General features: G+C 56.6%; 17 protein-coding genes. 4 read left to right on the forward strand and 13 right to left on the reverse strand.

Features of this window, described 5'->3' with window-relative positions; genetic code table 11:
* Positions 1–49: 49 nt before the first annotated feature.
* On the forward strand, positions 50–1,492 hold the full coding sequence (locus IEN85_RS09515) for a putative Ig domain-containing protein (RefSeq protein ID WP_191616857.1): 1,443 nt from the start codon (positions 50–52) through the stop codon (positions 1,490–1,492).
* Positions 1,493–1,775: 283 nt separating this feature from the next.
* Here IEN85_RS09515 and IEN85_RS09520 read toward each other — a convergent pair whose 3' ends face one another.
* Together IEN85_RS09520 and IEN85_RS09525 are read right to left on the reverse strand one after the other, a co-directional pair.
* Positions 1,776–3,254 (reverse strand): rhamnulokinase, encoded by a 1,479-nt coding sequence (locus tag IEN85_RS09520; RefSeq protein ID WP_191616858.1) that lies wholly within the window; start codon positions 3,252–3,254, stop codon positions 1,776–1,778.
* A 32-nt stretch (positions 3,255–3,286) separates the two neighbouring features.
* Entirely contained in the window at positions 3,287–4,477 is a 1,191-nt protein-coding gene (locus IEN85_RS09525) for a sugar isomerase (protein ID WP_191616859.1), read from the reverse strand.
* Between the two features lie 105 nt (positions 4,478–4,582).
* Here IEN85_RS09525 and IEN85_RS09530 point away from each other — a divergent pair, with 105 nt between their 5' ends.
* On the forward strand, positions 4,583–5,458 hold the full coding sequence (locus IEN85_RS09530) for a helix-turn-helix domain-containing protein (protein WP_191616860.1): 876 nt from the start codon (positions 4,583–4,585) through the stop codon (positions 5,456–5,458).
* A 50-nt stretch (positions 5,459–5,508) separates the two neighbouring features.
* Positions 5,509–8,082 carry a DUF7133 domain-containing protein gene (locus tag IEN85_RS09535; protein ID WP_191616861.1) on the forward strand — a complete coding sequence of 858 codons (2,574 nt, stop codon included), beginning with the start codon at positions 5,509–5,511 and terminating at the stop codon, positions 8,080–8,082.
* 152 nt (positions 8,083–8,234) lie between these two features.
* On the opposite strand, the gene IEN85_RS09540 is transcribed toward IEN85_RS09535, so the two are convergent.
* From IEN85_RS09540 to IEN85_RS09560, 5 genes are all read right to left on the reverse strand, one after another.
* The gene (locus tag IEN85_RS09540) at positions 8,235–9,008 is read right to left on the reverse strand and encodes a 3-ketoacyl-ACP reductase (RefSeq protein WP_191616862.1); all 774 of its coding nucleotides are present in this window, start codon (positions 9,006–9,008) and stop codon (positions 8,235–8,237) included.
* Positions 9,009–9,097: 89 nt separating this feature from the next.
* Positions 9,098–10,255 carry a Gfo/Idh/MocA family protein gene (locus IEN85_RS09545; protein WP_191616863.1) on the reverse strand — a complete coding sequence of 386 codons (1,158 nt, stop codon included), beginning with the start codon at positions 10,253–10,255 and terminating at the stop codon, positions 9,098–9,100.
* Positions 10,256–10,301: 46 nt separating this feature from the next.
* Positions 10,302–11,123: a sugar phosphate isomerase/epimerase family protein gene (locus IEN85_RS09550; protein ID WP_191616864.1), complete on the reverse strand. Its 822-nt coding sequence runs from the start codon at positions 11,121–11,123 to the stop codon at positions 10,302–10,304.
* Between the two features lie 20 nt (positions 11,124–11,143).
* Positions 11,144–11,701: a helix-turn-helix domain-containing protein gene (locus tag IEN85_RS09555; protein ID WP_191616865.1), complete on the reverse strand. Its 558-nt coding sequence runs from the start codon at positions 11,699–11,701 to the stop codon at positions 11,144–11,146.
* Between the two features lie 324 nt (positions 11,702–12,025).
* On the reverse strand, positions 12,026–13,069 hold the full coding sequence (locus IEN85_RS09560; protein WP_191616866.1) for a PEGA domain-containing protein: 1,044 nt from the start codon (positions 13,067–13,069) through the stop codon (positions 12,026–12,028).
* Between the two features lie 204 nt (positions 13,070–13,273).
* Between IEN85_RS09560 and typA the strand changes: the two genes are divergently transcribed.
* Positions 13,274–15,082, forward strand: a complete 1,809-nt coding sequence (typA, locus tag IEN85_RS09565; RefSeq protein ID WP_191616867.1) for a translational GTPase TypA — start codon at positions 13,274–13,276, stop codon at positions 15,080–15,082.
* A 147-nt stretch (positions 15,083–15,229) separates the two neighbouring features.
* On the opposite strand, the gene IEN85_RS09570 is transcribed toward typA, so the two are convergent.
* The 6 genes from IEN85_RS09570 to IEN85_RS09595 all read right to left on the reverse strand — a co-directional run bounded on the left by IEN85_RS09570 (position 15,230) and on the right by IEN85_RS09595 (position 19,872).
* A complete protein-coding gene (locus IEN85_RS09570; protein WP_318186601.1) occupies positions 15,230–15,601 on the reverse strand; it encodes a response regulator in 372 nt (123 codons plus the stop codon).
* Between the two features lie 159 nt (positions 15,602–15,760).
* The gene (locus IEN85_RS09575; RefSeq protein ID WP_191616868.1) at positions 15,761–16,630 is read right to left on the reverse strand and encodes a 3'(2'),5'-bisphosphate nucleotidase CysQ family protein; all 870 of its coding nucleotides are present in this window, start codon (positions 16,628–16,630) and stop codon (positions 15,761–15,763) included.
* Entirely contained in the window at positions 16,627–17,604 is a 978-nt protein-coding gene (locus IEN85_RS09580; RefSeq protein ID WP_191616869.1) for a phosphotransferase, read from the reverse strand. Before IEN85_RS09580 ends, IEN85_RS09575 begins: the two co-directional genes overlap by 4 nt.
* A gap of 94 nt (positions 17,605–17,698) precedes the next feature.
* A complete protein-coding gene (locus IEN85_RS09585) occupies positions 17,699–17,902 on the reverse strand; it encodes a hypothetical protein (protein ID WP_191616870.1) in 204 nt (67 codons plus the stop codon).
* Between the two features lie 258 nt (positions 17,903–18,160).
* Positions 18,161–18,865, reverse strand: coding sequence for a glycine-rich domain-containing protein (locus tag IEN85_RS09590; RefSeq protein ID WP_191616871.1), 705 nt, complete (start codon positions 18,863–18,865; stop codon positions 18,161–18,163).
* An 11-nt stretch (positions 18,866–18,876) separates the two neighbouring features.
* Complete coding sequence (locus IEN85_RS09595; RefSeq protein ID WP_191616872.1) at positions 18,877–19,872, reverse strand: 50S ribosomal protein L11 methyltransferase; 996 nt, start codon at positions 19,870–19,872, stop codon at positions 18,877–18,879.
* Positions 19,873–19,949: the final 77 nt, after the last annotated feature.

Consider the following 19,949-nt stretch of genomic DNA (forward strand, 5'->3'; position numbering starts at 1 on the left):
CGGCTGCTCAGCCCCCTCTTTGACCCACACAAAAGAAGGATCCCCACAGATGAACATCCCACTACTCAAGCCGTTCGCCACCCTACGTGCCCTCTGCGCTTTCACTGCCGTAACCTTGGCGGGCATGAACATCGCCACGGCTCAAGATGAACGATTTCAAATCCCAGAGATTGGCGAGGTAGGAGTCGCCTACTCCTACACCTTCACCATCAATCCTGCTCCCGAGGAGGGTTCGACTTGGGCTGCGACCGGTCTGCCGGAAGGGCTTAGCATCAATGCGAGCACTGCCGAAATCAGCGGCGTTCCCGCAACCGATGGCCAATACGACAACGTAACTCTCACCCTGAGGCGTCCCGATCTCTCAACAAACGATATCTACGTTTCCATAACCATCGATGCTGCCAGTGGTACGCCAGAAATCACCAGCGCCGCCACCGCAAGCGGCACAGTGGGAGTCGCCTTCAACTACGTCGTCACTGCGAGCAATTCTCCCCAAAGCTTCAACGTTGTAGGCGACCTGCCCGACGGCGTTAGCTTCTCCGGCGAAGCCATCTCCGGCACCCCCACCGAGGCGGGTACCTTTGATGTCCAATTGAGCGGCAACAACGCTTCAGGCACCGGCGCCGAAACCACCTTGACGATTACCATCGATCCTGCTGGCGCCGTTCCCGTGATATCCGGTTCCGCAAACCTCTCCGGGGATGCCAATGCTCAACTATCTTATCAGGTAAACGCTAGCGAAAGCCCAACCAGTTACGCAGCAAGCGGACTCCCCTTGGGCGTTTCGATCAACACCACGACGGGATTCATCAGCGGCACTCCAACGATCGAGAACGTCTACACCGTCGACCTCACCGCCACCAACGAGCACGGAACCAGCGCCGTCTTCCAGCTGACCATCGTGATCGGGGACGTTCCGCAAATCACTAGCTCGCTGAGCATCGCGGCGACTGAGGGTGAAGCCATCACCGAGTATCAGCTCTCTGCCTCCAACTCGAATGACTCTAACTCGCCGCCGACGTTTACCGTATCCACAGCTTCCCTTCCAGACGGCTTGAGCTACCAAAGCTCCACCCGAAGAATCACCGGCACCCCCACCGAATCTGGTACTTTTGAAGTGGACGTCTATGCCTCCAATGCGATCGGCGACGGTCCTATCTCCACCATCGTCATCACCGTGGAAGCCGCCATGTCCATTCCGGTGCTACGATCCGCAAGCTTCAGCGTAGAGCACCAGAGTGACGGCAGCCTCAAGCTCTTCCTCACTTTTGAACAAAGCGCCGACGACCTTGCCGCTTACGACTGGCTCATTCTCACCAGCGCAGACCTCGAAGCCTGGACTCAGATCGACATCAACGACGCCTCTCTGGAAGTCACCGTCACCGACAACCAAGATGGTTCGAAATCTGTTTCAGTCTTGTATCCAAATTTCGAAGCCACCACCACTCAGGCGTACTTCCGCTACCGCGTGCAAGCCAAGTCAGGAGAGTAAGCTTCAAGTTCTTTCTTAAAACTCAAACGGCCCGTCCGCAAATGCGGACGGGCCTTTTCGTTAAATACTCTTTTGAGTTGCGAGTACCCCTTGTATCGCGGACCGGGTGGAACCGGTCCCTTGGACGGCTCGGAGAACCGTCCCTACCGAAACGACAGTGTATCTGTCCCATCGCGGTTACAGGTAGGGCTCGCTCTCCGAGCGAGCCGGCTTGCCGACGTCACTGGAGCCAAGCGAGCACACGAGCAGCGCTGCAGAACCATCTCCAAATCCCTGTAGAGCACTACGAAACAAGCGCTGAAAAGCGTTGCTTGATTTCCGTAGTTACCACACCGGGACGCGGTTCAAATCGCCGTGGAGAAAAGGAGGGAGCGACCAAGTTTCGGGCTCCTGCCAGATCCTCAGCCTCACCATCTGCGATCATTTGCGCCATCACGTTGCCAACCGCCGTTGCTTCGGAAGCGCCCACTACGACCGGAAGTCCAAGCGCATCAGCCGCAAGTTGGTTCACGAGGTCGTTACGACTTCCTCCGCCGAGAATAAACAAGCCTTCGAGCTGGCGCCCCGTTATCTTTTCCAGAATCTGGAAAACGAAATCGTACTTCAAAGCCAGACTGTCGAAAATGCAGCGAGCGATCTGACCGTTGGTTTCGGGAACGGGTTCGCCCTTTTCCTTGCAGAAGGCTTGGATTTTCTCCGGCATTCCACCTGCCGTCGCAAATGCGGAATAGTCAGGGTCAATCAAGGAACGCATCGGTTCGCACTTCGCCGCCTCTTCCATTATCGTCGGATAGGTGGCCTCCTCGCCTTGCGCAATCCAGGAGCGGCGACATTCCTCCAAGAGCCAAAGCCCGCAAATGTTCTTGAGAAAACGGATCGTTCCTCCGTAGCCCACTTCGTTAGAGAAGCCAGCGGCTGCGGCTTCAGGGCTGGTGTTGGGGGCGTCCAACTCGAATCCTAGGATCGACCACGTGCCCGAACTGAGAATACCGTAGTTCGGCTGCACCTCCGGCAAAGCCATGAAAGCGCTTCCCGTATCATGCCCCGCGACCGTTACAACCGACAAGTCGGATGTTCCGATAGCTTCCGCAACTTCCTGGGTCACAAGCCCGAGCTTGGCTCCAGGATCGACCACATCGCCGAGGAACTCAGAGGACACCCCGAGTTCGGCGAGGATTGGCTCAGACCACGTCTTGGTGTGCGGATTCAGCATCTGGCTGGTGCTGGCGGCAGTCCGCTCCGTGGACTGGACTCCCGACAGCCAGAAATTGATCAAATCAGGCAAAAACAGCAGCCGTGTCGCCGTCTTAAATGCCGTGCGCGATTGCGAAACTTCCGCAGCGATTTGGAAGATCGTATTGAAAAACATGAACTGGATTCCGGTTTCCGCATAGATTAGATCCTTGCCTAGCTTTTCGCAAACCTGCTTCACCATCGGTCCTGTGCGTTCGTCACGATAGCAAACCGGATTTGCTAGGAGTTCGCCCGACTCGTCGAGCAGCCCGTAGTCTACGCCCCATGTGTCGACCCCTACCGAAACGACGTCCGCGCCATAGAATTCGACAGCGGTTTTGATTCCGTACAATATTTCTGAATACAGAGAAAGGAAATCCCAATGCCAGCGTCCTCTCAGCCGCACAGAGGGAGTCTCGAACCGGTGCTTTTCCACCAGCTCGAGCTTTCCGTCTTCCCAAACCGCAGCAATGACGCGACCACTGGTCGCGCCAAGATCTACTGCGATGTAAACTTTTCTACTGCTCACATCGAATTTCATAGGCACAAAATGAAATGCGATTAAGCGTAGGAGCTGTCTTGGGTGATTCCCAGCTCTTTACGGCGACGCGTGCGATCTGCTTCGATCTGCTGCAAGTAACCGCTCTTGCGATACGCCTCCATCGGGTCCGCATCCAAGCCCTTTTCCTCGCGCCACTTGGCTAGCAGCGGGCTAACATCGGAGTTGTAAGCTGACTTCAAGATCGTCTCGGCATCGACGATGTTGCCACTTCTCTGAGCAACGCCCAAGGCCTCGCGATCGACCAAAGCTGCCTTGGCCCAGAGTTCCTGCGCCGTGGTAACCGTTTGGATCATGGCTTCTATCTTCGGCTTTAGGTTGTGGGACTGGTCGATCATGTAAGCGATCTCCGGATACGATCCCGTCTCTGCCGCATAGGCGTGGATCTCGTTGAAGATACGGAAAATCTGGTAAGGATCGATCGAGCCGAGCGTCAAGTCGTCGTCGGCATAGCGGCGGTCATTAAAGTGGAAACCGCCCAACATTTCCTCATCCAGGAGCCATGCCACAATCTGTTCGATATTCTGGGAAGTGTAATGGTGTCCGGTGTCGACCAACACCTTAGCCTGGGCGCCAAGCTTCTTGCAAAGCGCATAGGACATGCCCCAGTCGGCGACGTCAGTCTGGTAGAACGCCGGCTCGAAAGGCTTGTACTCGATCAGCATTACCTGATCCTCTGCGAGCTCGTCGTAGCAAGACTTCAGGCAGTTTTCGAAGCGACGCTTGCGAGCGCGAATGCTGTCCTGCCCCGGATAGTTGGTTCCGTCGGCGAACCAGTAGCTGATCAAGTTGCTGCCAACCGCCTCGCCGATCTTCGAGCACTCGATTCCGTGACGCACCGCTTGCTCGCGCACCTCCGCGTCGGGATTGCCAAAGCTTCCTAGCTTGTACGCTTGGTCTTGAAAGAGGTTTGGATTGATCGATCCGATCTTGACTCCGTTCTTGGCAGCGATCTCGGCGGTCGCCTTCGGGTCCTCGCCCGCTACAAAATCCCAGAGCACGTGTACCGCAACGGTCGGGCAGCAACCAGTGAACTTGTTTACGATCCCCGCATCGGCGAACTTGTCGGCCGTATTGATGGCCGATCCCGTTTGGAAGAATTTCCCGAACCGAGTTCCGGTGTCGGCGAACCCCCAAGAGGGAAGTTCGATCTTTAGTTGATCGAGTGATCGGATAGCGTTTTCAGGAGTCATAACGAATTTTGGTTACGTGGGTAGGGTTAAAAGCATCGAGCATAGCATCTAGCCGAGGCTTTTTCCATAGACAGGCTGATTCTTTACATACAAGTTCTGACACAAATGAAATCAGACTTTGCGATTTACCTGCCCCAGCCTGAAGAGCCTCACGCCTGGGGTTTGGACATCACCGGGGCCGGCTCCGCCACCATTGCCCCCAAGAGCGCCTACCCACCTGAGCACCATCCGAGCGACCACTACTTCGACTGGAACCATGGGCGCACCTTGGAAGTTTTCCAGCTGATTCTCATTACCAACGGAAGCGGCACCTTTGAATCGGAGCTCATGCCGCCCACGACGCTCTCAGCGCCATTTCTGTTTATTGTTTTCCCGGGCGTTTGGCACAGATACCGTCCGACCCCAGAAACAGGGTGGCAAGAGAGCTGGGTCGGATTCCGCGGCGAGTTTGCCCAACGATTGCAAGAAAGCGGCAGCCTTTCGCCCGAGCGCCCCGTATACGCTACCGGAAATAGCGAAATGCTTCTTGCCCAATTTCAGTTGATTCAGGACGAAGTAAAAAGCGAAGCCTTCGGCTTCCGCTCCATTGCGGCAACCGCGATCATGCAAATACTGGCACTTTCGACCCACTTGCCTGAACGCAAAGAGGAAGAAAACCATCCCATGAGGAAAACTATCAGGCGCGCCTGCTTCCTGATGCGGCAACGCTCTGGAGCCCCCCTCTGCCCCGAGGAATTGGCAGCCGAACTAAATACCGGCTACACCTATTTCCGTCGCATGTTCCGCAAGTATACAGGTATCAGCCCCAAGCGCTACCACAGCCAGTTGCGCCTGCAACGCGTCAAGCGGCTTCTGCGAGACAGCTCTAGCAGCGTATCCGAAATTGCAGACAAGTTCGGCTTCGCTTCTCCCTTCCACCTCTCGAACTGGTTCAAGAAAGAAACCGGACTGTCACCTCGCGATTGGCGACAAAGCGCTTGAGTCAGCCGCTCAGTCCTCATCTTCTCACCGAACCAAGAACGCTTAAACCTATGCCAACGCCCCCAAAGAAAATCCCAGCCGCTCTCGTCAGCCTAGTCCTGCTCGCTGCAGGAAGCACGCATCTAAACGCTCAAGCTGGCGACCAAAGAGACCGTGCCGGACAAGTCCAAGAGGAAGTCTGGAAGGAGATAGATGTCCCGCCTGCTCCCATCCTCACACCCGAGGAGGCGATGCAGAGCTTCTATATCGAACCTGGCTATCGTCTCGAACTCGTTGCCGCGGAACCCCTCGTGAACGACCCGGTAGCCATTGCTTGGGATGAACACGGGCGCCTCTGGGCTGCGGAAATGTGGGCCTACATGCCAGACGTAGACGGCACCGGCGAGCATGAGCCTGTGAGCCGCGTGGTGATACTGGAGGACGAGGACGGAGACGGAAAAATGGATCGCTCCACCGTCTACTTGGACCGGCTCGTAATGCCACGGGCCATCTCGATCGTCAAAGGCGGAGCCCTGATCGCAGATCCTCCGAATCTCTACTTTTGCCAAGATACCGACGGCGACTTGATTGCTGACAGCAAAAGCGTCGTAGCTCGCTACGCTGCTGAGGGCAACGTAGAACACGCGGAGAACGGACTACTGCGCGGCTTGGACAACTGGCTCTACAACGCCAAGTCAAGCCGACGGCTCAAGTTCGAAGGTGGACGTATCCAAGAGCAGGCGACAAAATTTCGCGGCCAATGGGGCATTACCCAGGACGACTACGGCCGCCTTTACTACAATACAAACAGCTTCTATCTTTACGGCGACATGGTGCCATCGGAAAACGTGAGCCAGCACCCCGGTCGCGAAGCTCGCGCTGGCATGTCCTTCCCCGTAGTGCCGGATCGGACCGTCCACCCCGCTCGCGTAACGCCGGGAGTCAACCGTGGCTATCGCGAAGGCGTGCTCAATCCAGATTTTCGCCTAAACACCGTGACAGCTGTCAGCGCCCCCACCATAGCAAGGGGCCACCGCTACCCTGATCACGTTCAAGGCGGCGCCTTCATTCCAGAACCCTCCGGTAACGTCGTATCCCGTTTCGAACTACACGTCGACGGGCTAGAAGTTAAGGCGGAAAAAGCGCTGCATTCACATCCCAAATGGGGCGACATCGAGTTCCTTTCCTCGACCGACGAACGCTTCCGCCCCGTAGCGACCGCGGTTGGCCCTGATGGCTTCGTTTATGTAGTCGACATGTATCGTGGCATCTTGCAGCACAAGACTTACCTCACGACATTCCTGCGAAAACAAATCATCGAACGAGGCCTAGATCAACCCGTTGGCCTCGGTCGTATCTATCGTATTGTCCACGAGAGCGACGACAAAAGCCGCGAGGGGCCTGAGCTGGCTAACCTGCCTCCCACCGAGCTTGTCCCCTACCTGGCTCATCAAAACGGCTGGGTCCGCGACACGGCTCAACGCTTGATCGTCGACAGCCAATCCCAAGCGCCCGAGCTCCTGCAAAGTCTCGTTAAGTCAACTGCGATCGGCAGCGAGTTAGGCCGTATCCATGCGCTTTGGACTCTGGAGGGGCTTGGAGCAATCGATCTGGATACCCTTGCCTTCGCCTACCAAAAAGGAAGCGGGTGGATCCAGACAAACGTCCTGCGCATTTCGAACCCCCTTCTCAATGCGGCAAAAAAGAACAACCACCCACTCTGGAGCATTTACGAACAATCCCTCAGACACCCGTCGAGACGCGTAAAGCTGCAGGCCGTCAGCTTGTTATCCGCCATCAACGTCGAATCTTATCGACTAAACGCCATCACTTCCCTCGATGCCGGCACCCTAGCGGATCCCTATTTTATCGACGCGATCGTATCCGCTTTGCACAGACAGGAAGTCCAATTCCTGGAAAGCGCGACCGCCCATTCGGATCCTGCAAAACTTTCGCCAATCGTATCCGCCCTATCTGAAGCAATTTTCCGAGCCAAGGACTCAGATTCCGCTGCTCGTTATATTGAAATCGCCCTCTCGGAATCGACAAGCAGTTCGCTAAGATCTGCGATTGTCGACGGCTTCGAAATTCCTCTCGGCGGCAAGAACGTCCGGCCACTGAAACTAGCGAAAGCTCCATCACCGTTACCAGCTCCTGGCACTCCGCTCTTCCAAGCCTTTACGTGGTTGGACAAGATTGATCCAGACGCCGTGGTCGAATTCCAATACAGCGATGCCGATCTCGCCGGCATGGAGCGTGGCAAGGCTTCCTACGCCAATCTCTGCGCGATCTGCCATAACCAAAACGGAGAAGGTACCCCATCTCTCGCTCCCACTCTAGTCGGATCCGAGTGGGTAACCGGATCCAAGGAGAGGCTCGCGTTGGTGGTGGGACAAGGGCTGACAGGTCCAATCGAAGTCAACGGCGAGTTGTGGAACTCAACGATGCCACCCCACGCCCAGCATCCAGCGCTAACTGGCGAAAAGCTCAATGACCTCCTGAATTACCTGCGAGGCTCCTGGGGGAACAACGCCAGCCCATTCGGCGCTGGCGAGGCGCGCTCCTATCTCGAGAAGCATAACGAACGCAGCGAACCTTGGACCGCCGAGGAGCTGGACGAACTCGACCTGTCCGAAGAAAGCTAACCAAACATCGGGTCTTTCGCAGTGCCCACATCGAGCGGCGAAGGCCGCGAGGCTTTCGTTTCCTCTCAGCGGACGCGCCAAGCGAAAAAGGCCCGGCAACCCTAGCTAAGAGCTAGGGCAACCGAGCCTTCAAGCTACCCAATAAACAAAAACTACAAACGCGGCAGGGTGAGTCCGCCGTCGATCATGATGACCTGACCTGTCGAATACGGAAAGTCCCCGCGGGCAAGGCTCGAGACTGCTTTACCAATATCGTCTGGGAATCCCCAACGCTTGGTCACGCAGAGACCGTCCTCAATCAGCTTGTCGTACTTTTCCGTAACGCCGGAAGTCATGTCCGTCTTAGTCACCCCTGGACGCACTTCGTAGACCGGGATTCCAAACTCGCCCAGGCGAGCAGCGAAGAGCGACGTCACCATGCTCAATCCCGCCTTGGCGATACAGTATTCGCCGCGGTTTACCGAAATAACTGTCGCCGAAATCGAGGACACGTTAACGATCGCTCCCGAAAACGTTTCGTCTTCCTTCTTGGCCGCGACCATATCGTTGGCAACCGCTTGCGTTAGAAAGAAAGCTCCCTTGAGGTTCGTATCTACCACGAAATCGTAACTCTCCTCAGTTGTCTCCAAAATGTCGAGACGCTGTTTCGGGGCGACGCCAGCATTGTTGACTAGAAGGTTTAGTGCTCCCCCAGCCGCTTTGCGAGCAACCTCCAGGATCGCTTCGCGTCCCTCTACACTTCCGATATCCCCGCGCGCATAAGCAACTGAAACACCTTCCGCCCGCAGAGATTCCAACGGCTCGCTCACCCCTTCCTCCGGCCGCATACCATTGATGACTAGATCCCAACCTTCCTTGGCCAAAGCCAAAGCGATACCGTATCCAATCCCTCGAGACCCACCTGTTACTAAAGCTGTCTTCTTCATATTCTAAAAATTCTTGAACTTAACGCTAGATAGGCGCGGCTCGCTACCTGCTCCCCGCGCCTATCGTGACTCTTCATTATCGCAAATTGCTAGGCGAGGTCTACGAGATCGACCCACTTGCGCTCTTCCCAGCTCTTGATACCGAGCTCCGCAAGCTGCACGCCCTTGGCGCCTTCGAGAAGCGTCCAGCGGAACGGCTCGTCGAGCACCACGTGCTTGAGGAACATTTCCCACTGCACCTTGAAGGCGTTGTCGTAAACTTCTTGGTCGGGTACTTTGGACCAGTCGTCGTAGAAGTTGATCGGCTGATCGATGTCCGGATTCCAGACGGGCTTCGGCGTGTTGCTATAGTGCTGGATGTAGCAATCGCGCAGACCGGCGACCGCAGATCCCTTTTCTCCGTCTACGTGCAAGGTAAGCAAGTCGTCGCGGCGAACACGCGTCACCCACGATGAGTTGAAGTTGACAATAATTTCTCCGTCGGGGCCATCGATTTCAAACATCGCATAGGCAGCATCGTCTGCAGTGCACTTGTAGGTCTTACCTTGCTCGTCCACGCGCTCCTTGATGTGCGTCGCGCCGCGGCACTGCACCGACTTGACGGGACCAAAAATATTATCGAGCACGTAACGCCAGTGGCAGAGCATGTCGATGATCATGCCACCTCCATCTTCCTTGCGGTAGTTCCAAGATGGTCGCTGGGCAGGCACGGTGTCGCCCTCAAACACCCAGTATCCAAAATCTCCAGTCACGGAAACGATGCGACCTAGGTAGCCGTTTTGGATCGCGCGCTGCAGCTTGACGAGGCCGGGAAGCCAGAGCTTGTCTTGTACGACACCGTTCTTGACGCCCTTTTCTTCACAGAATTTGAAGAGGTCTAGGGCTGTTTCGGTATCGATTGCAGTGGGCTTCTCGCAGTACACATGCTTGCCGGCGGTGGCTGCTGCCTTAACCGCGTCCGCACGACGCAACGTAGTCTGGGCGTCAAAATATATAGGATAGGCGGGATCTGACATTACACTATCGAGGTCTGTAGTGTACTTCTCGATACCTGTAAGCTCGCAAAGCTCCTTGAGCTTCACCTCGTTGCGACCCACGAGAATCGGGTCCGGCATGATAAACTCAGTTGGGCTGACGTGTACGCCTCCTTGCTTGATGATCTCCACGATAGAACGCAGGAGATGCTGATTCTTGCCCATGCGGCCCGTGACGCCGTTCATGATGATGCCAATCTTATGTACTTTCATGATCTATAACTGATTTGTACCTGCTCTAAATAAATCGAGGAGGGGGTTACTTTGTGTCTAAAAAAGCTTGTTTGATTTTCTCAAGGTACTCGTCCTGGTCCATCGCCCAGTAACGATTGGAAAAGATCTCTACTTCGTCGTATCCGTCGAAGCCTGCTTCCCGTACCCAGCTGCGAATCTGAGGGATGTCTATAACCCCCTCGCCCATCAGGCCGCGGTCATTGAGCATGTCCTCGGGATTGTTCTTCCAATCGCAAATGTGGAAGGAGAAGAGACGTCCCTTTTCGCCGGTTAGTTTTATCTGAGCCTGCAGCGCGTCGTCCCACCATACGTGGAACACGTCTACCGTGATCCCTAAGTTCTTGTGCTGTACGATATCGCAGATCGCATTCGACTGAGCCATCGTGGAAACCGCGCTGCGACTGTCTGCATACATGGGATGCAGCGGCTCGATACCAAGCTTCACGCCGGCTGCTTCCGCATGGGGCATCACCGCAGCAAGACCGTCCGCGATCTGTTCGCGAGAGGTGAACAGCGATTGACCAGGCGTAGCGCCGCATACCAAGACGATTAAAGGGGCGCCCAGTTCAGCCGCTTCGTCGATCAGCTTCTTATTCTCGTCGATAGCGACCTGACGGCTTGCAGCATCGAGACCTGTGAAGAATCCTCCTCGCACGTAGGAGACGATTTCCAGCCCCTCAGAACGAGTCATATCACCCGCAGCCTTCAAGCCACCTGAGTAAGCTTGAGCCGAATCACGCCATATTGATACGCCACCTATTCCTGCTGCGGCATACTTCTGAACCGCGGTCTGCAGGTCCCAAGGCTTTGTAGTTATGGTATGGAGACAGAGTTTTTCGAAGCTCATAATATCTTTGTTCTAAATGCTTAATAACGCTTGTCCTTGCGAATGTGCACGATCACCACCTGGCAATCCTCCAAGGCCTCGTAGCTGTGCTCTTGGATCGCATCGAACTGTATGCTTTGGCCCGCTTCCAGCTCGTGGCTCTCTTTCGGTAAATCAAGGCGAACCAAACCTTTCAACACCCAGCAAATCTCATGGTCGTCGTGATGTATCTCTGGCTTGGACACGCGGGCCCCAGCCTTGGCCGTACCGTAAATGCAATCTGCGTTGCCGTAACGAATCGCCTCGAAATCGAAGGCGCCTGATTTGTAGCTTACCGAACTCTTCTTGTTCGAGATCGGCGCCTCCGCCAAGGAGAGCAAATCCGTGGCCCTCATTCCAAACACCTTGCCTATCTTGTGGAGCGTTCCGACCTCAGCCTGCGTCTGGTTGCGCTCCAGTTTGGAGATCACCGCAACCGATACGCCGCTACGCTCCGAAAGGGCGCTTAAAGTCAGGTCAGCGCGCTTACGAATGTCCCGCAGGATCGAAAAATTGAAGGCGGGCACAGCCTCCTGTGCGGATTCGGGGTCACTTGCCATGCCTCGAAATAGAACGAACAATCTTTTTCTCTGCAATAATATTTTTCTTTTATTTTATTCCCTAAGATAATTTTACCCAATTCAGGAACTCAATTTGGCCGCGAGGTTTGGAGCTCAATCGAAAGGGACGCGGATCCCCGAGCGCTGCGACTACGGCACAAGCTTTCCTTTGAAAAACGGTCCAATAACTCGAGTTTTTGTAGGATTGGACCTTGGTCCAGACCGCGGCGCGCAGTGAAACGGCTTTGTATTGCGGACTGCAGCAAGCTGCAACTCTGCGCAGTAGAGGCTAGAATCTCCTATTTGACTGTCTCCAGCGGACATTCACAGCCGAGCGGTCCACTTGGAGACGTTCCCCTCCAGGACCTCGAGCTTCGTTCCTTGTCGCTGCCTGCCGTTCACGTAGATAGACACGTCGTAGGAACCTATAATCAGCTGGGGTACCGACACGTAAACGCCCTCGAAGGACTTAACGTAATCGAAGGTCTCCCCATTGTCCGGCGTGCAAATCAATTCCACCTCTATGCGATCGGTCGTCGTAGCCCCCACTACCGTGATTTCAACCCCGCCTTGACGCGGTTTCATCTCGAGGTCGTTCAACAATAGGATACCGTACTCCTTAACTTGAATCGGATAGTCGTAGTCGTGGTACTTGGGGTGTCTTAGGCCAAGCTTAAGGTTTCCTGCCCTGATGCCGGCAACTTGCAAGGGGGTCACGCCCACCTCCCGGCCATTGAGGAGCAATCGGGCCCCCGAAGGAATGGAACGCACCTCAATCGCTCCCGTACCGCCCTCGCCGTACAATCCGAGCTTCTCCGCAATCGCATCGCGCCTCGGCTCCCACGCTGCTTCGAGTTGCTGCATGAGCGGCTTCTCGAAGCGCCCCGAGGCCAGTCGCATTCGCTCTTGCATCGCAATCAAGCCCGCTTCGTCCGTGTCTAGAGAAAAGGAATTCAGCTCTGCCAAAAACGCCTCGAATTCGCGCATCCGTCGGGCTCTCGGCTCGTAGGTTTCGCTAAACTGGTCCCACAGCTGCCGGCGCACCACCGGCTCCGCATCGTTCCTCGCGTCGAACTTCAACAACTCCCCCCGAACGCTGTCGAAGCTTTCTTGCGTTGACCATTCGCCAAGTTTTCCGATGGCGGACCGCAACTGGCGCGCCTGATCTTGCGTCTCCTCTAGGTGAGCCTGGGCCCTTTTTCCCGGTACATAGACCTTCGAATAGTACCAGTAGCAGCCGCCGGCTCCGCTAGCGAGCATCAGCCAGACGACAAGAGCGAACCATCGGCTCGACCTTTCGGACCTCTGGATGCGAACCTTCGAATCGACGACCTCGGGGCTCTCTTCAGGACGGGTAACGGGTGCCATCGAGTCTCGAAAAGACACTGATTCGCGCCGACGCACAAGCGAAATTGCCCTGCGAGGAAGCGAAAAGGGAATCCCCTCTTCCCCGTGGTTGGGCAGGGTGCGGATCCGATTCCTTACATTATTATAGCGTGACAAAATACATCCAGCCTTGCCAAAGGACGGTTCCCTCGTCACAAGTCCCCACTTTTTGCACCGAGGAGCACCATGAAACGCAACGAAGACATTCGCAATATCGCCATCATCGCCCACGTCGACCACGGGAAAACCACTCTCGTCGACCGGCTCATGCAGGAGGGCGGAGTCTACCGCGAAAACCAGGCCGTCGCAGAACGCGCCATGGACTCCATGGACCTCGAGCGCGAAAAGGGCATTACCATCAAGGCCAAGAACACCTCCGTACACTGGAGGGGTAAGACCATCAACATCGTCGACACCCCCGGCCACGCCGATTTCGGTGGCGAGGTGGAACGGGTCATGAAGATGGTCGACGGCGTTCTCCTGCTCGTAGACGCCAAGGACGGCCCCCAGGCCCAGACTCGCTTCGTGCTGCGCAAGGCCCTCTCCCACGGCCTCAAGCCCATCGTCGTCATCAACAAGCTGGACCGCGAACACGCCGACCCCGAGCGCGTGCACGACCTCGTCCTCGAGCTCTTCCTCGCCCTCGACGCCGACGAAGACCAATTCAACGCCCCCTTCATCTACGGCTCCGCCAAGAACGGATTCGCCGTCCGCAACATCGAAGACGAGCGCGTCGACATGACCCCGCTCTTCGAAACCATCCTCGAGCACATCCCCGCTCCGGAAGCCGACACCGAAGGCGAGTTCAAGATGCTCATCTCCAACATCGACTGGGACGACTACGTCGGCCGCGTCGCAATCGGCAAGGTCCTTAGCGGCAAGGTCGCCAAGGGCGACACCATCCTCCGCGTCAAGGAAGACGGCAAACGCGAGCGCATCAAGGTCACCAAGGTCTTCGAATACAGTGGCATGGGCTCCTCCGAATCCGTAGAAGGCCACGCTGGCACCATCGTCGGCGTCGCCGGCTTCGAGGAAGTCGACATCGGCGAAACTCTCTGCAAGACCGAAAGCCAGGAGCCGCTCCCCTTCGTCGAAATCGACCCGCCAACCATCATGATGCAGTTCGCGGTCAACGACGGCCCCCTCGCCGGACGCGACGGCAAGCTCGTCACCTCCCGCCAAATCCGCGAGCGCCTCATGCGCGAGATGAAGACCAACGTCTCCATCCAAGTCGAAGACGGCGAGACCTCCGGCATCTTCAACGTCTCCGCCCGCGGAGCCATGCAGATCGCCGTCCTCGTCGAGACCATGCGCCGCGAAGGATTCGAAGTCCTCGTCTCCCGCCCAAGCGTCATCACCCAGCAGATCGACGGCAAGACCTGCGAGCCGTTCGAAACCCTCTGGATCGAACTGCCAGAAGAATGCATGGGCGGCATCATGGAAAACCTCAACAACCGCAAGGGCATCATGACCAACATGGAAACCCGCAACGGAATCGTTTTCCTCGAGATGGAAATCCCCACCCGCGGCATCATCGGCTTCGAGATCGACCTCGTGAACGCCACCAGCGGCCACGGCATCATGTCCCACCTCTTCCTCGAGTACCGTCCCATGGTCGGCGAAATCGTCACCCGCAAGAGCGGCACCCTCGTCTCCATGGCCAATGGCAAGACCACCGCCTACTCCCTCTCCGCCCTCGAAGACCGCGGCAAGCTCTTCGTCGGCGCCGGCGTGGAAGTCTACGAAGGCATGATCGTGGGCGAAAACCCGCGCCAAGGCGAAATCCCGGTCAACCCGACCACCGCCAAGCAACTCACCAACTTCCGCTCCTCGGGCGACGGAAAGGGCATCCAGCTCAGCCCGCCGATCTCCTTCTCCCTCGAGCGTTCCATCGAGTACATCGCCAACGACGAGTTCGTGGAAGCCACTCCCAACCACCTCCGCCTCCGCAAGCGCATCCTCAACGCAACCCTGCGTAAGCGCGCCAGCCGCTAGGGCCATCGCAGCGAACCCATTTCCCGGGCGCGGAGCGACTTGCGCTTCGCGCCTTTTTCCGTTCAGGGACCAACAGATCGAAGCGCGTGCCGTAGAAACAGGCTCCGCCCCATCAGCCTGATAGGAGCACAAAAATTGATCTGCTAGCTAGCCTCCGTGCTTGCGGCCGAGCCAGGCGTTTAGCGACTCGACCAACAGCCTTGGGTCAATTGGCTTCGTAAGATAGTCGCTCATGCCAGAGGCGAGACAAATCTCGCGATCGCCCTGCATCGCGTTCGCCGTTAGGGCAACGATCGGCACATCCATGTGTTCCGTGCCTGCCTCGCCGTCGCGAATCGCTCGTGTTGCCTCGTAGCCATCCATCTCCGGCATCATGCAATCCATGAAGATCAAATGGTAGCGACGCTTCCTCAGCTTCTCCAGAGCCTCCAAACCGTTTTCAGCCGTGTCAGGCACCACCGAACCACACCGCTTGAGAATAGCCTTAGCAACTAGGGTGTTCGACTCAGTATCATCCACGAGCAATACTTGTGGAGAGGCAGCGTTAGTCGCTGCGGTTTCAGAACCAACTAAGATAGTGAAAGATTGGGGCACCGCCAAGTAATGCCTCGCAGGAGGCGAGCGAGTCAATACATTCGAAAACAAAAGAACGCTCCTCCCTGGGGTAAATATCCTATATCACGTTTTTTGCCCATGCGCGCTACGAATGCGCTGAGCGAGCTCTCTCGAACTTGCATACAAAACACCGCGCCTATTCATGAAGAGGGCCCCTCTAGGATTAAGTAATAGCGGCTCTCCCGCGAGATCCGAAACGATGCCGCCAGCTTCCGTCACGATGCAGGCAGTCGCCGCGAAATCCCAAACGCTTCCCCCTCCTCGCTTCTCCTTGGGCAGCTTAAAGTAACAAGAGCAGGGACTCCCAGAAACCGAACAGGCGTTCAATGCGGCGCCGTATCCATAAATTTGCGACACTCCTGATCCACCAAATTCCTGAGCAAGCGAATCGATTACCGCCTTATGTTTTGAGTCCTCTCGACTACTGCGATCCGAGAAGACAGACAGCTGGGCCGTCTCGGATTCGATCCGCATTTCCTCGCCATCCCTGAGAGCGCCGCAACCGAGAACCGCCTCGTACATGACCTCACTTCTCGGATCGTAGACTACGCCGATTAAAGGAGTTCCCTCGCGACTCACGAGGGCGATCGAAACAGCGTAGCCCGCACGTCCCTCCACGAAGGGCAAAGTTCCATCGAGAGGATCAATGCACCAGAAAGCAGACTTCTCGAATCGACTCCCGTCGTCTTCTCGCTCCTCCGTTAAAACCCCCAAGTCAAAATCGGTGCAGCCCTTCTCGAGGCATTGCAGAATTCGTTCCTCCGCCATGCGGTCGACTTCCGTCACCACTTGGGATGCCAACGAATCGCCCGCCACTTTGCGCTCTACCTCGAAGCAAGTGTCCGAGCGCGACTGCACGATCTTGCCCGCTTCGCGAGCGGCATAGACCGCGACTTCGGCCAACCGCTTGAGTTCAGCTTTCGATTCGATCATCGGGGGAGGTTGCTAAGAACTTCACGAGAAAGCCTCTCGCTATAGCTGTGAACTTTCCAGTGTCCCGGACTCCAGCCTTTGAGGAAACGATGAAAATCGGTCCACGCCACTGGATAAAGCGGACGCCACTCGCTCTCGATCCGCTCCCCGCTAACCTTGCTTCCATAGCGTTCAAGCGCTTCGACCAGAAAGCCAAAATAAGCGTCGAGCAACTCCGACTCGAATCGTTCGCACTCGGTATCGCTCAAGCAACTACCGACAAAATAGGCCACGTCCTTCATGCCGCAGCCGCCTCCCACATACTGGAAGTCTACCGCAGCCACCCCTTGTCGCGCCTCATCGAAGCAGAAATTTGCGAGTTTGGCGTCTCCATGCAACAAGGTCTTAAACTGACAGCCATCGAGAATCCGGTCTATCTCCTTGGCCGCTCGCTTGAGAGGAAGGTCGCTCAGCGCTTCCAGCTCGTCAGGGCGCGTATCCAAATGCCAGTAAGTCCCCTTAGGCCAAAGCCCACCTGCAGTTTGCCCCATGTGCCGAGCATGAAAACTGGCCAGCCAAGCCAGGCACTGTTTCATCTCCTGCACGGAGGCACGATCCTTCCGCCCGGTAAATCCGCTCGCGTCAAGGTCTTCCAGAGCGATCATAACTTCGCTCCCCTCCGCCGCCGTCGCAAAACAAGCAGGGATGCGGCAATGAGTATCGCACTTGCTCGCTAGGCCACGATACCAGGCAGCCTCCACTTCGTAGGAACGAATCTTTCTCTCCTGGGAGAAGTTCGAATGCCAGCCCCGCGGATGATCGACTTCGCTTGGTATCCGTACCAGCTTTACCACTACGCTTTCGACATCCGCTCCGCTCACCGCGTAACGAGCGATTTTTCCGTAGCCGCTCCAGAGGCTTTGCAAGGTCTCCCTCTCCTCGATGTCCTCGGCCTCCAAAGCGCGGCACAACGTTTTCTTAAATCCTTCGTTCATGAAACTGACAAAGGATCTAGCTGGGCTGGGAACTCATTGTCCAGCCCGCGATCTTCCTGCGGAAATTCGACGAGGCGCGACGCCTGCGAATATCCTAAAAGGTCTTACCGTAGAAAACGCAGCGTTCCCAGTGGTAGCCGCTTTCGGTGGCGACGCCGCATTGAGTGCAGGAATCGCAGGACTTGATCATGCTCGGCGACTCGAAACCCGTCGTTTCGTTTTCGTTGCAAGCAAGTTCCAATTTCACTTCGCGATCCACCGCGTTGCAGAAGGTCTCAACTACTCTTTCCTTTAGCATAGCTTCGAAGGTTGAGGGTTACGCAGGGAGTCGAGATCGAAAAAAACCGCCTTGCCCTGCCTTTCTTGAAAACAGCTAGCGCCGTTTATCGCCCGCGTACGGGTTCGCAGTCGCCGACTGGAATTTGAAACCGCCTTGGCTTTGCCACTTGCGGCTCCGACTACAAGCTACTCCGTTTAGCGAATCTTATCCACTTGGAACGGCTGCTATTCGCGCGAATGAAGCGGACCTAATGACGCAGGAGAGATGGCGACCTTGTCAATCCCCTCCGCAGCCGCCTCCACAATCGCCCCCGCAATCGGAGCCGCAACCACCCCAGCCTCCTTTTCCTCCGCCTCCCTTGGATTTGACGATAAAAAAGAGAAAGCCCACCACCACGATACCGACGATCACGACCCCAGCGACGTCAGCTAGAGCCACACCGTTCCCTGAAACCGGACGAGCGACCGAGAAGACGATCAGCGCCAGCATCGTCATCAGTCCAGCAAGGAGGCCGACGCGCTTCGGAAAACGAAATCTCAGCTCCTTTCCAGCTCCCCCCTCTCCGCTTCGCTTTCGCGGCACTGGCCAAAATCGAATCGGAGCCGCTTCGGAAAACTCGGCCTCGTAAGCGAAAAGCGTCTGCAGGTAGCGAGCCCTAAAAGTCTCGCGCTCCCCCTGCTGGCCGGAGCCCGGATTGTGATGTAACGGCTTTTCAAGCACCCTGCCGCACAGCTCCTCCCAGTAGGAGCGCGTGTAGGTCAAGTGGAAGTGCCAAACCGCATCGACGGCTTTGGACGGCACCACGCTTTCGCCGCTGACGCCAGCAAGGTAAAGAAACTTTCGGTATTCCTCGATAGCGGCCCGGCAACGGGCGGGACTCCAACCTTGCTTCTGCCGCAAACGCTCGGAAAACGGCTCTTTGGCGCCGGGAGCGTCAAACGCGAATTCGCTCAGTCGTTTCCAAAGGTCCGAGTCAGTCATGGTTCACTATGTCAGCCAACCGTAAAGCCGTAGCTCGCTTCGCCAACCGTTAAATTCATCATCAGGCTACGAGGCTCCACCGGGTGGCGCGTCAAGTCGTAGCAGAGCTCGATCTCTTGCCCAGCCTTCACCGGAATAGGATCGATCGCAAAATAGGTCTGCATCCAATGCGTGGTCTCGAAAAAGGGCCCCGTGTCCAAGACAACCGTTGGAGTGAGCTCCGCTACGAACCAACCAGCGAATCCGTTGAGGCTTCCGTCCCGGTCGATCGTAAACCTGAGCCTACCGTGCTGCCATACGTCTTCCTTGGACGCCTTGGCCAAATCGAGCTTCACCAGCCCTCGCGGCTCCGCGATCACGTCAGCCGCGGGAATCTGAGTCTTGATGGCGAGGGCCTGATCTAGTTCGCGCCGTTCCAGATGGCTGAAATCGATGCCATGCACCTTGTGCTTCCAAAACCCAGGACCGTCCACCTCATAGAGGATTGGCGAATCGACAGGCGCCATCATCAACTCAACTCCGGAGGGCAGCATGCGCCCGCCTTCCTTTAGGTTCGAATCGCGACAGGCGATCACGTCGTCGAGCATGGTTTCGGCGAACCCGAAGTGTCCCAGCCATTCGCTGACGATGAGATCGACCGGTTCCACCACATCGAAATTCGACGCGTTCGCGTTCACGACATCGATGGTGCCGGACATGCCGTTGCGTTCGACCGTTTCTTTAGCCGCCGCCGCCACTGCCGACTGGTCGAGAGCGTAGACTTTCTTGGCCCCCGCGTTTGCCGCCAGCATGGCCAGCAAGCCGGAGCCCGTGCCGACGTCTATCACGGTTTCGCCCCCCTTGATCGCCTCCTTTATGGCGGCGGCGAAGGCATCGGTTCGCGGCTGGTCAGCCACCATCATTCTCTGCAAGCCGAGTTCAGCGTACGATTCAAAATAAAAGTCCACGGCAAGGAACTGCTTAGGCGAAGCCGCCTTGGCAATCGAAAAGGCGCGGCCACGGTCCACTACGAGTAATCCACCTCGCAAGGCGCAGCGCTTGCCGCCTTCCCAAGCCGCAAGACCGACAGCAGCCCTAGTATCCG

Origin of the sequence: Pelagicoccus enzymogenes (assembly GCF_014803405.1) — a bacterium.
Lineage (GTDB): Bacteria > Verrucomicrobiota > Verrucomicrobiia > Opitutales > Opitutaceae > Pelagicoccus > Pelagicoccus enzymogenes.